Origin of the sequence: Pseudarthrobacter sp. NPDC092202 (assembly GCF_044755505.1) — a bacterium.
GTDB lineage: Bacteria > Actinomycetota > Actinomycetes > Actinomycetales > Micrococcaceae > Arthrobacter.
In genome coordinates this window covers 68,580-83,391 of record NZ_JBIVRG010000001.1, presented here as the reverse complement: position 1 = coordinate 83,391, position 14,812 = coordinate 68,580, and the positions used below count along the sequence as shown (strand labels likewise).

15 protein-coding genes are annotated in these 14,812 nt (G+C 66.5%); 9 read left to right on the top strand and 6 right to left on the bottom strand.

Features of this window, described 5'->3' with window-relative positions:
• Positions 1–8 precede the first annotated feature (8 nt).
• Positions 9–620, bottom strand: a complete 612-nt coding sequence (locus ACIQF4_RS00405; protein WP_231455141.1) for a TetR/AcrR family transcriptional regulator — start codon at positions 618–620, stop codon at positions 9–11.
• Between the two features lie 146 nt (positions 621–766).
• Between ACIQF4_RS00405 and ACIQF4_RS00400 the strand changes: the two genes are divergently transcribed.
• The 3 genes from ACIQF4_RS00400 to ACIQF4_RS00390 are packed head-to-tail and all read left to right on the top strand — an operon-like array spanning position 767 to position 3,983.
• On the top strand, positions 767–2,107 hold the full coding sequence (locus ACIQF4_RS00400) for an ABC transporter substrate-binding protein (protein ID WP_400516255.1): 1,341 nt from the start codon (positions 767–769) through the stop codon (positions 2,105–2,107).
• Entirely contained in the window at positions 2,104–3,069 is a 966-nt protein-coding gene (locus ACIQF4_RS00395; protein WP_400516254.1) for a carbohydrate ABC transporter permease, read from the top strand. Before ACIQF4_RS00400 ends, ACIQF4_RS00395 begins: the two co-directional genes overlap by 4 nt.
• Entirely contained in the window at positions 3,066–3,983 is a 918-nt protein-coding gene (locus tag ACIQF4_RS00390) for a carbohydrate ABC transporter permease (RefSeq protein WP_400516253.1), read from the top strand. Before ACIQF4_RS00395 ends, ACIQF4_RS00390 begins: the two co-directional genes overlap by 4 nt.
• Positions 3,984–4,068: 85 nt before the next feature.
• On the opposite strand, the gene ACIQF4_RS00385 is transcribed toward ACIQF4_RS00390, so the two are convergent.
• The 3 genes from ACIQF4_RS00385 to ACIQF4_RS00375 form a co-directional block, all read right to left on the bottom strand.
• Positions 4,069–5,232 carry a cystathionine gamma-synthase gene (locus ACIQF4_RS00385; protein WP_400516252.1) on the bottom strand — a complete coding sequence of 388 codons (1,164 nt, stop codon included), beginning with the start codon at positions 5,230–5,232 and terminating at the stop codon, positions 4,069–4,071.
• Positions 5,233–5,274: 42 nt separating this feature from the next.
• Positions 5,275–6,660, bottom strand: coding sequence for a cystathionine beta-synthase (locus ACIQF4_RS00380; protein ID WP_400516251.1), 1,386 nt, complete (start codon positions 6,658–6,660; stop codon positions 5,275–5,277).
• Between the two features lie 135 nt (positions 6,661–6,795).
• Positions 6,796–7,203: a VOC family protein gene (locus ACIQF4_RS00375; protein WP_400516302.1), complete on the bottom strand. Its 408-nt coding sequence runs from the start codon at positions 7,201–7,203 to the stop codon at positions 6,796–6,798.
• Between the two features lie 241 nt (positions 7,204–7,444).
• Between ACIQF4_RS00375 and ACIQF4_RS00370 the strand changes: the two genes are divergently transcribed.
• The 3 genes from ACIQF4_RS00370 to ACIQF4_RS00360 all read left to right on the top strand — a co-directional run bounded on the left by ACIQF4_RS00370 (position 7,445) and on the right by ACIQF4_RS00360 (position 10,337).
• Complete coding sequence (locus ACIQF4_RS00370; RefSeq protein WP_400516250.1) at positions 7,445–8,428, top strand: DNA-3-methyladenine glycosylase family protein; 984 nt, start codon at positions 7,445–7,447, stop codon at positions 8,426–8,428.
• A 131-nt stretch (positions 8,429–8,559) separates the two neighbouring features.
• On the top strand, positions 8,560–9,528 hold the full coding sequence (locus tag ACIQF4_RS00365; protein ID WP_400516249.1) for an ATP-binding cassette domain-containing protein: 969 nt from the start codon (positions 8,560–8,562) through the stop codon (positions 9,526–9,528).
• Positions 9,528–10,337, top strand: a complete 810-nt coding sequence (locus ACIQF4_RS00360) for an ABC transporter permease (protein WP_400516248.1) — start codon at positions 9,528–9,530, stop codon at positions 10,335–10,337. Before ACIQF4_RS00365 ends, ACIQF4_RS00360 begins: the two co-directional genes overlap by 1 nt.
• 15 nt (positions 10,338–10,352) lie before the next feature.
• Here the strand turns inward: ACIQF4_RS00360 and ACIQF4_RS00355 are convergent, their stop codons facing one another.
• The gene (locus ACIQF4_RS00355) at positions 10,353–12,044 is read right to left on the bottom strand and encodes an AMP-binding protein (RefSeq protein ID WP_400516247.1); all 1,692 of its coding nucleotides are present in this window, start codon (positions 12,042–12,044) and stop codon (positions 10,353–10,355) included.
• Between the two features lie 104 nt (positions 12,045–12,148).
• Between ACIQF4_RS00355 and ACIQF4_RS00350 the strand changes: the two genes are divergently transcribed.
• Entirely contained in the window at positions 12,149–12,427 is a 279-nt protein-coding gene (locus ACIQF4_RS00350) for an antibiotic biosynthesis monooxygenase (protein ID WP_350005903.1), read from the top strand.
• Between the two features lie 81 nt (positions 12,428–12,508).
• Here ACIQF4_RS00350 and ACIQF4_RS00345 read toward each other — a convergent pair whose 3' ends face one another.
• Positions 12,509–12,934: a co-chaperone YbbN gene (locus tag ACIQF4_RS00345; protein ID WP_231455129.1), complete on the bottom strand. Its 426-nt coding sequence runs from the start codon at positions 12,932–12,934 to the stop codon at positions 12,509–12,511.
• A gap of 158 nt (positions 12,935–13,092) precedes the next feature.
• On the opposite strand from ACIQF4_RS00345, the gene ACIQF4_RS00340 reads away from it, so the two are divergent.
• Together ACIQF4_RS00340 and ACIQF4_RS00335 are read left to right on the top strand one after the other, a co-directional pair.
• The gene (locus tag ACIQF4_RS00340) at positions 13,093–14,016 is read left to right on the top strand and encodes an ABC transporter ATP-binding protein (protein WP_400516246.1); all 924 of its coding nucleotides are present in this window, start codon (positions 13,093–13,095) and stop codon (positions 14,014–14,016) included.
• Positions 14,013–14,810: an ABC transporter permease subunit gene (locus tag ACIQF4_RS00335; RefSeq protein WP_400516245.1), complete on the top strand. Its 798-nt coding sequence runs from the start codon at positions 14,013–14,015 to the stop codon at positions 14,808–14,810. Before ACIQF4_RS00340 ends, ACIQF4_RS00335 begins: the two co-directional genes overlap by 4 nt.
• The last annotated feature ends 2 nt before the right edge of the window (positions 14,811–14,812 follow it).

Genomic DNA, 14,812 nt, shown 5'->3' with positions numbered 1-14,812 from the left:
GCCCCCCGTTAGTCGGGAAGCAGGATCAGCTCCAGGTACCCGCGCAGGCACCCGGCCATGTCCACCTTGTCCGGCGCCAGGAGCCACTGGGTCTGGATCCCGTCCCACAGCCCGATCAAGGACGCTGCGGCGACCTCCGGGTCCACGCCCGGGCGCAGCCGCCCTTCCCCCGCAAGCTCCCGTAACTGCCGGGTGTAGCTGCGGCGCAGCTCTTCAAACCTGTTGGTGAAGTACGGGCGCCCGGGATGCCCCTCCGTGACTGCTTCCCCGCACAGCACGGTGTAGAGCTCCAGGACTCCCGGCACGTCCTCATTGAAGCGCGCCTGGCGGAGGACGGCATCAACAAGCGATTCCTCCGGGTCCGGCGGCGCGGTACCGTCTCCAGTAATGGAGTCGCGCCAGTTAAGCACCGCCAGCAGCAGTTGGCTTTTGGACGGAAAGTAATGCAGGAGGCTCGTCTGGCTCATGCCGGCCCGGTCGGCAACGTCCTGCAGCGAGCCCCCGCGGTATCCGCGGGCGGCGAAGACGGCGTGGGCTGCGGTCAGGATGGCCTGGCGGCGCTCAGCGGACTTCGCGTAGGGTCCCCGGCGGGAAGCCTGGGGCCCCTCCTTGGTGCTCATGGCAAGCCAGTGTACCCGCCGTATTACCCGGGGAATCAAAACTCGAGTGCTCACTCGACTTTTCGTGTTAGCCTGTCTCGAACCGAACAAAAAGTGCCATGCTTCACACTTTTAGGCACATAACCGACACAACGAGGTGAAGGCAAATGTCCCAATTCACGCGAAGACAACTCCTGGGTGTGGGCCTGGGCACCGCAGCGATGGGGCTCCTGTCCGGCTGCGCCACCCCGGGCATGCGCTCCGTCAACACTGCACCGGTGCTCGCCCCAGCCGCCAGCGGGGAAAAAGTCACCCTCACGTACTGGTGCTGGCTCAAGGACGCCCAGAAGGTCGCGGACATCTGGAACGCCTCCCACCCCCAGGTGCAGGTGGAGGTGGTATGGATCCCCGGCGGCAATTCAGGGGGTTACCAGAAGCTCTACTCAGCCCTGGCAGCGGGTGGCGGACCTGACCTCGCCCAAGTGGAGATGCGTTCGCTTCCGGAATTTATGCTGGTGAACGGGCTTGTCGACGTAGCGCGATATGGCGCCCAGGACTACGCCCGCCTCTACGACGAGACCCTGTGGGGCCAGGTCAGCTTCTCCGGCGGTGTCTACGGAATTCCCCAGGACTCCGGGCCCATGGCGATGTTCTACCAGCCGGCCATCCTCGACCAGGTGGGCGGCACCAGCCCCGGCACCTGGGACGACTGGGCAGCGCTGGCCCGTGAGCTCCGCCGCAATGATGTCTACCTGGACTGCTTCCCGCTGGCTGACGCGTCAGTTTTCACTGCTTTCGCGACGCAGGCAGGTGCGCGGTGGCTGCGCCCGGAGGAGGACGGTTGGGTCATCAACATGACTGACGACGCCACCCTGAAGGTGGCCCGCTTCTTTGACCAGGCCATCAACGAGGACCTTGTCCAGACTGCCTTCGGCGCCTACTCCCCCGGCTGGTTCGCGGCTGCTGCGAAAGGGTCGATCGCTTCGGTCGTTACGGGCAGCTGGGGTGATGCCCTGATCGAAGGGGTCAGCGGCGGCAGCGGCAAATGGCGGGTGGCACCCATGCCCACGTGGGGCGGCACCGGGTACGGGTCAAGCTACCTTGGCGGCTCCACCGCGGCGGTCCTGGCCAACAGTAGGCACCCCCGTGAAGCACTCGAGTTCGCGGTGTGGATGACCACGTCCAGGGAAGGCATCGACGCCGAAATCTCCAACAGCGGCATCGGCTGGTCCCCCACGCCGGACTTCATCGGAACCTCACGGCAGGCGCCCTCGGACTTCTTCAGTGGCCAGAGCTACCACCAGGAGATCCTCGTGCCGGCGGCACAGCAGCAGAACAAGGACTGGTCCTGGTGGCCCGTCACCCAGCAGTCCTTCAACATCCTGAGCGATGGCTTCCGGAAGAAGGCGTCCGGCACGAGCCTGGTGGATTCGGTGGCGACGGCGGAACAACAGATCATGACCGTCTTCAGGAACAAGGGCCTCAGCATTCGAAAGGAAGCGTCATGACAACGCCGTCACGAACAGTCCCAAGCGGTCCGCCGGCGGCCGCCCGGCAGGATGCCGGCCCCCGTAAGGCCGGTGGCAGGACGGGAGCCGCGGCCCGTGCCCCCTGGATCCTGCTTGCCCCTTTCCTGGCGCTGTTTATCCTCACGTTCATCCTGCCGATCTTCGTTGCGGTGGGATCGAGCTTTACCAAAGTGACCCGGAGCGGGCTCTTCGGGGAGGCCGGGGTCACCAGCGAATTCGCCGGGTTCAGCAACTACGCCCAGGCGCTGGCGGACGGGAGTTTCGTCGCCTCGATCGGGCGGATGCTGCTGTTCGGCATAGTGCAGGTGCCCCTGATGATTGCCCTCTGCACGGTGCTGGCCCTGATGCTGGAATCAGCGTCGGCCAAGTGGCCGGGTTTCTTCCGGGCCGCGTACTTCCTCCCCTACGGCGTGCCGGGTGTGATTGCCACCATCCTGTGGTCCTTCCTGTACGTCCCCGGGCTGAGTCCCCTGTTCGACGTCGCGGCGCTGGTGGGACTGACACCGGATTTCCTGGGAGCGAACACCGTCCTGTGGTCGATCGCGAACATCGTCACCTGGAGCTACACCGGCTACAACATGCTGATCATCGTGGCCCAGCTGAAGGCCATCCCCGGGGAACTGTATGAGGCGGCAAAGGTGGATGGCGCCTCCACCTTGCGGGTGGCCCTCAGCATCCAGCTCCCGCTGATCCGGCCCGCCCTCGTCCTGACAACAGTGTTCTCAATCATCGGCACCCTGCAGCTCTTCGCCGAAGCCCAGGTCCTGAAGACTGTCGCCCCCGCCATCGACAGCCAGTACACCCCCAACCTCAGCGCCTACACCACCGCGTTCGCCTACAACGACTACAACGTGGCCGCTGCCCAGGCCGTGCTGATCGCTGTGGCCGCCTTCGTCCTGTCCTTCGCCTTCCTCAAATTCACGAACAGGAAGTCATCATGACCGCAACCGTGACACCGCCGTCGGCATCAGCTACCGCGCCCCGCTCTTCCGCAGCCGCGTCCAGGCGTCCGGGCGGCAAGAGCGCCCCGTCCACCATCATCGTCACCGCACTGCTGGTGGTGGTGGCCCTGTACTTCCTCATTCCCGTCTACTGGGTTGTTGTCGCTGCCACCAAGTCCACGGAGGACCTGTTTTCCACCAACGGATTCTGGTTTGCCCCCACGGTGGCACTGTGGGACAACCTTGCCCAGGTCCTCAGCTACGACAACGGCATCTTCATCAGGTGGTTCCTGAACTCGGTACTGTACGCCGGCGTCGGCGCCCTCGTGGCCACCTACTTTGCGGCGGCAGGCGGCTATGCGCTGGCCAAGTACGAGTTCCGCGGCCGGAACCTGGTGTTCGGGACCATCCTGGGCGGAGTGCTGGTGCCCGGCACGGCCACAGCCCTGCCGCTCTTCCTGCTCTTCAGCCAGCTCGGCCTGGCCAACACGTACTGGAGCGTCCTGCTGCCGTCCCTGGTGTCGCCGTTTGGACTGTTCCTGTGCCGGATCTATTCGCAGGCCACAGTGGACAGCTCACTCATCGAAGCGGCCAGGCTGGACGGCGCCAGCGAACTCAGGATCTTCCACACCATCGGGCTGCGCGTCCTCACCCCGGCCCTGGTCACCGTGTTCCTCTTCCAGCTGGTGGGGATCTGGAACAACTACTTCCTGCCGCTCGTGATGCTGTCCGACTCCGGGCTGTACCCGATCACACTCGGCCTGAACAACTGGCTGAGCCAGGTGGACCGGCTGCCCGAGTTCTACGAGCTGACCACCGGCGGCGTGCTGCTGTCGATCATCCCGCTCAGCATCGCCATGGTGGTCCTGCAGCGCTTCTGGCGCGGCGGCCTCACCGAGGGTTCCGTGAAGTAGGGAACTTCCCCAAGCAGGACGGCACGTCGCGGCAACCCCGCCCCGGGGACTGCCGGGACGTGCCGTCCCCGGTTTAACGGCCGGGCTAAGGGATGGCGGCGAACGCCTGGTCCAGGTCCGCCAGCAGGTCCTCCACGTCCTCGATGCCGCAAGACAGGCGGAGGAGGTTTACCGGGACCGCCAGTTCGGTGCCCTTGACCGAGGCGTGTGTCATCTCGGACGGGTAGTTCATCAGCGATTCGATGCCGCCCAGGGATTCCGCCAAGGTGAACACGGACGTCGATTCCGCCACCTTCCGGGCAGCAGCCTCGCCGCCCTTGAACTGCACCGAAACCATGCCGCCGAAGCTCCGCATCTGCTTTTTCGCCAGCTCGTGGCCCGGATGGGACGGCAGGCCCGGGTACAGGACGGCCTCCACTTCGGGGCGTTCCAGGAGCCACTCAGCCACGGCCTGGCCATTGAAGCTGTGCCGGTCCATGCGGACGCCCAGGGTCTTCAGGCCGCGGGTGGTGAGGAAAGCGTCCATGGGACCGGAGACGGCGCCCACGGCGAACTGCACAAAGCCGATCTTCTCCGCGAGTTCCGCGTCATTGACCACGACGGCGCCGCCCACCACATCCGAATGCCCGCCGATGTACTTCGTCGTGGAGTGGACCACGACGTCGGCACCCAGGGCGAGCGGGTTCTGCAGGTAGGGGGACGCGAAGGTGTTGTCCACCACCAGGAGGGCCCCGGCGTCGTGCGCTATTCCTGCAAGCGCCGCGATGTCCGTGATTTTCATCAGCGGGTTGGACGGGGTCTCCACCCAGACGAAGCGGGTCCTGCTGGCGGCCACCGCGGCCCGGACGGCGTCCAGGTCCGCCATATCCACCGGAGTGTTGCCGATCCCCCACCCGCCGAGGACCCGGCTGATGAGCCGGTAGGTGCCGCCGTAGGCGTCGTTGCCCAGCACGATGTGGTCGCCCGGGCGGGTCAGCGCCCGGATGAGCGAATCCTCGGCGGCCAGCCCGGAGCTGAAGCTGTAAGCGTGGGTGCCGCCTTCCAGCGCGGCGAGCTGTTCCTGCAGGGCGTCCCGGGTGGGGTTGCCGCCGCGGCCGTACTCATAACCGCTGCGGAGCCCGCCGATGCCGTCCTGGGCGTAGGTGGAACTGAAGTGCAGCGGCGGGACCACGGCGCCGGTGCGGGGCTCGAACGCCTGTCCGGCGTGGACCGCGCGGGTGTTGAAACCTTGGTTTTCGGGGACGGACATGATGCTCCTTGTCTGGGTGAAGCCGTATCAGGGTGAAGCAGGTCAGTTGCTGAGGTAGGCCAGGAGGTCGTGCCGGGTGAGGATGCCCACGGGCGCGCCTACGAACGTGACCATGACCGTGTCCACGTCCGAGAGCAGTTCCCTGGCCGCCGAAATGGTTTCCAGCGATCCGATGACGGGCAGCTTGGGGCCCATGTGCTCGGAGATCTTGTCCGTCAGTTTGGCTTCGCCGCGGAACAGCTTGGCGGTGAGGGTGCGTTCGTCCACGGCACCGAGCACCTCGCCCATCACCACCGGCGGCTCCTGGGACAGGACCGGGATGTGGCTGACGCCGAACTCGTTCATGATGTTGATGACGTCGCGCACGGACTCGTTGGGATGGATGTGCACCAGGTCCGGCAGTTCGCCGTTCTTGGAGCTGATGACCTCCCCCACGGAGGTTTCCTCGCCGCCGGAGAGGAAACCGTAGGAGCGCATCCACTGGTCGTTGAAGATTTTCCCCAGGTAGCCCCGGCCGGAGTCCGGCAGGATCACGACGACGACGGCGGACTCGGGCAGGTCCCGCGCCGCCTTCAGGGCGGCCACCACGGCCATGCCGGAGGAGCCGCCCACCAGGAGGCCCTCCTCGCGGGCCAGGCGCCTGGTCATGGCGAAGGAATCTGCGTCGCTCACGGCGATTACCTGGTCCGGGATGGACTTGTCGTAGTTCCCGGGCCACATGTCCTCCCCCACGCCCTCCACGAAGTAGGGGCGGCCGGTGCCGCCGGAGTAGACCGAGCCTTCCGGATCCGCGCCGATGATCCGGACCACGCCGCCGTCGGACTCCGGCCGGTGCGCCGATGCTTCCTTCAGGTAGCGGCCGGTGCCAGTGATGGTTCCGCCCGTTCCCGCGCCGATGACGCAATGGGTGATCCTGCCGTCCGTATCGCGCCAGATCTCCGGGCCGGTGGTCTGGTAGTGGCTGCCGGGCGCCGCGGGGTTGGAGAACTGGTCCGGCTTGTACGCACCGGGGGTCTCCCGGACAATCCGGTCCGAGACGCCGTAGTAGCTCTGCGGGCTGTCCGGCGGCACGGCGGTGGGCGTCACCACCACCTCAGCCCCGTACGCCTGGAGGACGGCGCGCTTGTCCTCCCCCACCTTGTCCGGAACCACGAAAACGCACTTGTAGCCCTTTTGCTGGGCCACCAGGGCCAGGCCAACTCCGGTATTGCCGGAGGTGGGCTCAACAATGGTCCCGCCGGGCTGCAGCTTGCCGTCCCGCTCGGCGTCCTCGATCATCTTCACCGCAATGCGGTCCTTGATGGACCCACCCGGGTTCAGGTACTCCAGCTTGACCAGGACGGCGGCTTTGATGCCCTCCGTCACGTGGTTGAGTTTGATGAGCGGGGTATTGCCAATGAGGTCCAGGATGGACTGGGCGTACTTCATGGATACAAAGCTACCGCTTCACCGCCATGGGCACCGGATCTCCAATGGAGCGCGCCTTGGCCGGGCTGCTGGTGGCAGCCCTGACCGTCCCCCTCGCTGTTGTGGCTCTGTGCTGGCGTCCGGGACGCCCTGAAGCTACCCGGCGGACTGGGCCTGCTGGTCCGCGGGAAGGTTCTCCCACAGTCCCATGATGTTGTTTTCAGGATCCTTGAAGTAGGCGAAGTAGCCCATCCCGGGAATCTCGTTCTTGGGCATAACAACAGAACCGCCCAGTTCCTCTATGGTCTTCAGCGTGGCATCAATGTCCGGCACGTCCACCGTGATGACAGGGTTGGTGATCTGGTCCTCCCGGGCCATCATGCCGCCGTTGATGGCACCCGCGGTTGTGGGCTGGCCGGTGGTCTCGTCCATCGGCGTGGTAATCACCATGTTGTAGTCCATTCCAGGCACAGGTTCTATCCGCCAGCCGAGGGCCTGCTGGTAGAAGTTCCTGGCCCGCTCCTGATCGTCCGCGGGGATTTCGAAATGTACTACTCCACCCATTGCGCTCACCTGGAATCTCTGGAATCTCGAAGGGAACAGCGCGGACGCCCCGCGCCACACCTGGGAGTCTAGTCCTCTCTCCGCTGCCCGGTAAGAGCCGCGAACGAGCCGGAGTTTTTGTCCAGATCTGGAGACTTCCGAGCCGCGCAACCCGCCATACGTGGACAAAAACTCCGGCTCCCGAAATCGGCTCGGCGGACCCGGCGGGCGGACTGTCGGGGCACCGTGGGACGATGGTGGCATGACGATCGCAGAGGTTCCCGCACGGCTGGCAGCCGCCGCGGACGCCTCCCTCCGGTGGTGTCCGGGCGGCCCCTACGACCTTGCGCGGACTCTCCGGCCCCTCCTGCGCGGCAACAGCGATCCGTCCTTCGCGGCCGAAGGCGGCGTCATCTGGAACGCGTTCACAACAGCGGAGGGCCCCGCGACCCTCCGGCTCAGCCCGGCCGGCAGCGCGGAGATGGAGCACCGGGTGGACGTCCAGGCCTGGGGTCCGGGCGCCGCGGCGGCGGTAGCGGCAGTTCCGCGCCTCCTGGGGGCGCACGACGATTGGTCGGGATTCGACGAGCCGGCGTTCCATGCCACCCTCCCCCGCATGGTCAGGGAAGCGCGGCGGCGCAGCCTGGCCGTCCGGCTTCCCTCCAGCGGCCGCATGGTGGACCAGCTGGTGCCCATCATCCTGGAACAGAAGGTCACGGTCATCGAGGCCCGCCGCGGCTACCGGTACCTCCTGCACCGCTACGGTTCCCCCGCACCGATGGCTGGCACGTTGGCTCCCGCCGGTTTGGTGCTGCCGCCCACGGCGGCGCAGTGGCTGCAGGTTCCCAGCTGGGAGTGGCACAAGGCCGGGGTGGGCCCGCAGCGCTCCGCTACGGTGATGCGGGCGCTGCGTTCCGCCGTCGCGCTTGAACGGCTGGCGGCGCTTCCGGCGCTGGAGGCGGCAGCAAAACTGCAGACGATCCCCGGCATCGGCATCTGGACGGCCGCCGAGGTAGTGCAGCGCACGCACGGCTGCCCTGACTCGATCTCGGTGGGCGACTACCACCTTGCCGCCTACGTCGGGGCCGCGCTGACCGGCCGGCGGACCGATGACGCCGGCATGCTCCGGCTGCTGGAGCCGTGGCAGGGACACCGCCAGCGCGTGGTGCGGATGATCCAAAGCAGCGGCTTCCGCAAACCCACGTTCGGCCCGCGGATGACCATCCAGGACCACCGCCGGCACTGACGCCCGCCGGGCACACGGCCCCCAACGGAAGCGCACGATCTTTCCGTGGACTCGTGCCGGGGATGGGTATAGCGTGGCGCCAGGGAGCCCGTTCCAGAGCCCCGGGCCCGCCGCATCCTCTGGAGTCACCCATGATCCACACGGACAGCCTGACCAAGACGTTCACGGTGAAAAAAGAAACAGTGGAAGCCGTCAAGGGCGTCGACATCGACGTTGCGCCCGGCGAGCTCGTGGCCTTCCTCGGCCCGAACGGGGCCGGCAAGTCCACCACCTTGCGGATGCTCACCACCCTGCTGACACCCACCTCGGGGACAGCCAGGGTTGCCGGCGTGGACGTCACCGCGGATCCGGCCGGCGTGCGGGCAAGGATTGGCTACATCGGCCAGGGCAACGGCGGCGGCCACAGTTTCCGCGTGATCGATGAGCTGGTCATGCAGGGCCGCTTTTACGGCATGAACTCCGCGGACGCCCTTGCCCGGGCCGGGGAACTCCTGGAATCCCTGGACCTCACGGACCTCGCCAAGCGGACAGTCATCAAGCTCTCCGGCGGGCAACGGCGGCGGATGGACGTGGCGCTGGGACTGATGCACTCGCCGCGGCTGCTCTTCCTGGACGAGCCGTCCACCGGGATGGATCCCCAAAACCGGGCCAACCTGTGGGAGCACATCATGCGGATGCGCGAGGAACACGGCACCACCATTGTGCTGACCACGCATTACATGGACGAGGCGGACTCCATGTCCGAACGGGTCATCATCATCGACCACGGCAGGATCATCGCCGATGACACCGCCGCGCGGCTGAAGGCGAACCTCGCGGGCGACCTGTTGGGCGTGGAAGTAGCTGCGGCCTCCGCGGCCGGGGTGCGGGGGCTGTTGGGGCGCGCCGCGGCGGGCGGGGAGGTCAGCGAGAATGCGCACGACGGCGTTGTGCGCTTCCGCCTCCGGCTCCCCGAAGGTGCACGGCTGGCGCCTGCGCTGCTGCTGGAGATGCACAACGCCGGGGCCCCTGCCCAGTCCCTGGAGCTGAAGCCGCCCACCCTGGACGATGTGTTCCTGGAACTGACCGGGCGCAACCTGCGGGAAGGGGCGAACCGCTGATGGCTACCCACAGCACCGCTGCCGGCACCCGGGAGAAGCCCGGGCTGGCCAGGATCCTGCATGACACGCGGTACGTGTTCTGGCGGGAAATGCTGCTGCCGCTTCGGGACCCGTTCTCGCTGGTTTTTTCGCTGCTCCAACCCTTGGTCTTCCTGGGACTGTTCGGCCCGTTGCTGGGCGCGGCCGTGGGCGCGCCGGCGTTCGGCGGGCAGTCCACGCTCCAATGGTTCCTCCCGGGCGTGGTGGTGATGATCGCGCTCTTCGGAACGTCCATGACCGGCTCAAACCTGCAGTACGAGCTCATGACGGGCTCGTACGAACGCATCCTGGCAACGCCGCTGTCCCGGTCCTCGCTGATGATCGGGCGGGCCTTGAAGGAGTGGGCGCCACTGGTGGTCCAGGGGCTTCTCATCGCACTGGTCTGCATCCCGTTCGGCTTCGTGTTCTATCCCCTGCACGTGCTGTTCGGGCTGGTCATCCTGGGGATCTTCGGTATAGGACTCGGAGCCCTGTCGTATGCGCTGGCGCTGGTTTCCCAGAGCAAGGAGTGGATCTTCTGGGGTGTCCAGCAGACGTTGCTGTTCCCGCTGATGATCCTCTCCGGCATCATGCTTCCCATCGAGGCCGGACCCAGCTGGATGCGGACGGCCAGCCTGTTCAACCCCCTGACCTACCTGGTGAACGCCGAGCGCGAACTGTTCGCCGGCAGCGTCGGGACTGACACCCTCCTGGGCCTGGCCGCCGCCCTGGTGACAGCCGCCGTCGGCCTTGCTGTCGGGGTGAAGGCCATCAGCCGCAACATCCGCTAGGTACGGCTGCTGGCTTCACAGCCCCAGCCTGGCCACGGCTTCCTGGCGCATCTCCACCTTGCGGACCTTCCCGGACACGGTCATGGGAAACCGCTCCCGAACCTCGACGTAGCGGGGAATCTTGTAGTGGGCCAGCTTCCCCCGGCAGAACTCGGCAAGCGAGCCGGCGTCCAGCGGCTGGGCACCGGGCTTGAGGATGATGCACGCCATCAGCTCCTCGCCGTACCTGGCATCCGGTACCCCGATGACCTGTACGTCCTGGATGGACGGGTGGCCGAAGAGGAACTCCTCGATTTCCCGCGGATAGATGTTTTCGCCACCCCTGATCACCATGTCCTTGATCCGGCCCTCGACGATGACATAGCCGTCGTTGTCCATGCGGGCCAGGTCCCCGGTATGCATCCAGCCGTCGGCGTCGACCGCTTCAGCCGTCTTGTCCGGCTGGTTCCAGTACCCCTCCATCACGGCATATCCCCGGGTGCACAACTCCCCGATCTGCCCCCGCTCCAGGACGTCCCCTGATCCGGGATCAACGATCTTGCTTTCCAGGTGCGGCATGGTGCGCCCCACCGTCTCCGTGCGCTGCTGCAGGGTGTCGCCCTGCCGGGTCATGGTGGAGACCGGCGAGGTTTCGGTCATGCCGTAGCAAATGGCCACGTCCGACATGTTCATCTCCGATATCACCCGGTTCATCACCTCGACGGGACAGACCGAACCGGCCATGACCCCCGTGCGCAGGGTGGACAGGTCGTAGGAGGCAAAGTCCGGCAGCGCCAGCTCGGCGATGAACATGGTGGGCACGCCGTACAGGGAGGTCCCGCCGAAATCCTGGACGGCCTCCAGGGCTGCAGCCGGGCTGAATCCGCGGCCGGGGATGATGGTGGCTGCGCCGTGGCTGAGGGCATTGAGGTTGCCGATCACCATGCCGAAACAGTGGTAGAACGGCACCGGGATCACCACCCGGTCGTGCTCCGTGTATCCGAGCAGTCCGCCGATCGAGAACCCGTTGTTCAGGATGTTGTGGTGGGTCAGCGTGGCCCCTTTGGGGAACCCCGTGGTCCCGGAGGTGTACTGCAGGTTGATGGGATCGTGCGGGCTGAGTTCCGCCATGCGGGCCTGCAGTCCGGAATGTCCGACGTCGTCCGCCCGCCGAAGCAGCTCGGCGTACGTCAGCTCCGCATCACCGAGGGGAACGCCGGCGTCGAACCCGTCCTCGCCGGACCCCTCGCCGCCGGGCGCGGGAAGGAAAACCAGCTCGCGCAGGTCCGGGCACTCCGCGAGCGCCTTCCGTGCCATCCCCACGTAGTCGCTGTTGGTGTCCGACGGTGCGGTAACCAGCGTCCGCATGCCGTTTTGCTTCACCACGAATTCCAGTTCGTGGCTGCGGTAGGCGGGGTTGACGTTGACCAGGATGGCCCCGGCCTTGGCGGTGGCGTACTGGAGAAGGGTCCACTCGGCGCAGTTGGGACTCCAGATTCCCACCCTGTCCCCCTTGGCAACCCCCAGGGCGAGGAGCGCACGCGCCAGCCTGTCGACGTCGTCGTTCATCTTTGTGTAACTCCAGCGGCGGGCGTCGGCGCCCGGAACAGGCGCGGCCTCGATCAGCGCGTCGTGGAAGGGAAACCGGGCCGCCACCCGCTCAAAGTTCCGGCCGATGGTTTCATGGAGCAGCGGGACGTCAGTGTCCCCGGCTGTGTAGGCGCGCATGCTGGCACGCTACCAAGTGGCTTCCGGCAATGAAAGCACCACCGTAAGCGGTGTCCGGCCCGACAGAACGCAAGCCGTCCGCAAGTGCCGGTATTGTGAAATCCATGACTTCACCCATTGACCTGCAGGCAACGTTCATCCCCAACGACGGCGAATTTCACCGCGTCAAGCTGGCCCTCGAAATCGCCATCGACGAGGTGGTGAACGAACCCGGCTGCATCCGGTACGAGCTGACGGAAGCCAGCGAAGAGAAGCTGGTCCTGACGGAGCAGTGGGCGTCGGAGGAGGACTTGGCCAAGCATTCCAAGGGCATCGCAGTGCAGGACCTCAACGAGTCACTGAGCGCGCTGCTGGCTGAGCCCGTCAAGGTGGAACGGATCTGACTGCCTGACCAAAAGACGCGGAAACAGAAAATGCGGGACCTCCCAGTGGGAGGTCCCGCATTTTTGTTGATTTCCTAAGCCTTAGGCGTCCGGGATCTGCGTGCCGTCCTGGGGGCCGGCCGGCTTGCCCGTGGCTGCGGCGGCTTCTTCCCGCTGGCGCGCCACGTGGGCGTGGACTTCTTCCATGTCCAGCGCCTTTACCGCGTCCACAACCTGTTCGAGCTGCTGGGCGTTCAGCGCGCCGGGCTGGGAGAACACCAGCACCTTTTCGCGGAAGGCCATCAGGGTGGGGATGGACGAGATGCCGGCCTCAGCGGCGAGCTGCTGCTCCGCCTCGGTGTCCACCTTGGTGAAGAGGACATCCGGGTGCTTCTCCGAGACGGCCGAGTACGTGGGGCCGAACTGCTTGCAGGGGCCGCACCATTCCGCCCAGAAATCCACCAGGACAATGTCGTTGCCTTCGATGGTGGATGCGAACTGTTCACCTGTGATGTCTAGGGTAGCCATGTGTCAACGTTACGCGGCGCTCCCCCGGCCTGTCCTGCCCGGAGCCGCTTTGTTCGCTCCGCGCGTCATCGGGAATAACGCGGGCAGGCGCAATGTACAGCGCGGCCCGCGGCGCCTAGTCTGGGGTCATCGCCGTGCGTGCGCATCCAGGAGGTCTTATGGCAACCGCTATCTCAGCGAAGTCCCTGACCAAGGAATTCGGGCGCCGCGAGGTGCTGCACGGCGTCGATTTCGAGGTGGAAACCGGCTCCGTGTTTGGGGTGATCGGCCCGAACGGTGCGGGAAAGACCACCACCATGCGCTGCCTGCTGGACATCATCCGCCCCACCAGCGGGACCATCCGGGTGCTGGGTACGGATCCCCGGGCGGGCGGTCCGGAACTCCGGCGCCGCATCGGCTACCTTCCCGGGGAGCTGTTCCTGGCGGGCCGGGTAACGGGCCGCACCCTGCTGGCCCACTATGAGGCCATCAGCGGGCCGGTGCCGCCGGGCCGGGTGGACCAGCTGGCGGAGCGCCTGGGACTGGACCTCACCCGCCACATCAGGAAACTGTCCAAGGGCAACAAACAGAAACTGGGGCTGGTGCAGGCGTTTATGCACCAGCCCGAACTGCTGGTCCTCGATGAGCCCACCAGCGGCCTGGACCCGCTGGTCCAGCAGGAGTTCCACGCCATGGTGCGGGAGGCGAAGCACCGCGGGCAGACGATCTTCCTCAGCTCGCACGTCCTGAGCGAGGTCCAGCAGACAGCGGACACGGTGGCCATCCTCCGCGACGGCAGGATCATCGCCGTCGAATCCGTCAGCGGCCTCCGCGAAGGTGCCGTCCGCCGCGTCCGCTTCACCACCTCCGGCATTGCAGCGCACGACGCCGTTGCCCGGCTCACTGGCGTGCCCGGCGTCGGACACGTGGAGGTACTGGAGGCCGACGGCACGGCAACGCTGTCCGCCACCATTGGCGGGGACATCCAGCCGCTGGTCCGCATGCTGGCTTCCCTCCGGCTGACCGACCTCGTCCTGGAAGAGCCGGACCTGGAGGAAGCAGTGCTGACGATGTACGCCGCCCCGCAGGAGGAGGCACGGTGACGGCCCTGCCGCTGTTCCGCCGGGCGTTTTTTGACACGTGGCGGTCCACCGTGGGCTGGGCGCTGGGACTGTCCGCTGCGATCTTCCTCTACCTGCCGCTGTACCCGTCCATCGGGGGCAGCGCGCAGATGCAGGACATGATCGACGCCCTCCCCCCGGAGATGACCAAGGCACTGAACTATGACCAGATAGCCACCGGCCCGGGCTATACGCAGGCAACGCTGTTCGGGCTCCTCGGCTTCCTCCTGATGACCATCGCGTCTGTTTCCTGGGGCGCCGCTGCCGTGGGCGGAGACGAGGAATCGGGCCAGCTTGAGCTGACCCTGGCGCACGGGGTGCGCCGGGTGCAGGTGGTGCTGGAGCGGGCCCTTGCCCTGCTGCTGCGCGTGGTGCTGCTGGCGGCCGTAGTCTGCGTCCTGGTGTGGCTGCTGAACGGTCCTGCCCAGCTGGGCATCGAGCTGGGCAACCTGCTGGGCGCCACCGTGCTGTTCGCCGGGCTGGCACTGCTCAGCGGAACGGCTGCCCTCTGCGTCGGTGCTGTCACCGGCCGCCGCACGTACGGACTGGCCGCCGGCGCCGCCGTTGCCGTCCTGGGGTATGTGTTCAACGCGGTGGGCCGGCAGAGCAAGGACGTGGAGTGGCTGCTGGATGTGAGCCCCTACCACTGGGCGTATGGAAACTCACCGGTGGCGAACGGGGCGGACTGGCCGGCAGCGGCGTGGCTTTGGGGTATCTCGGCCGCGCTGGTGGTGCTCGCCGCCGTCGCCCTGGAACGGCGGGACGTGGGGGCTTAGGC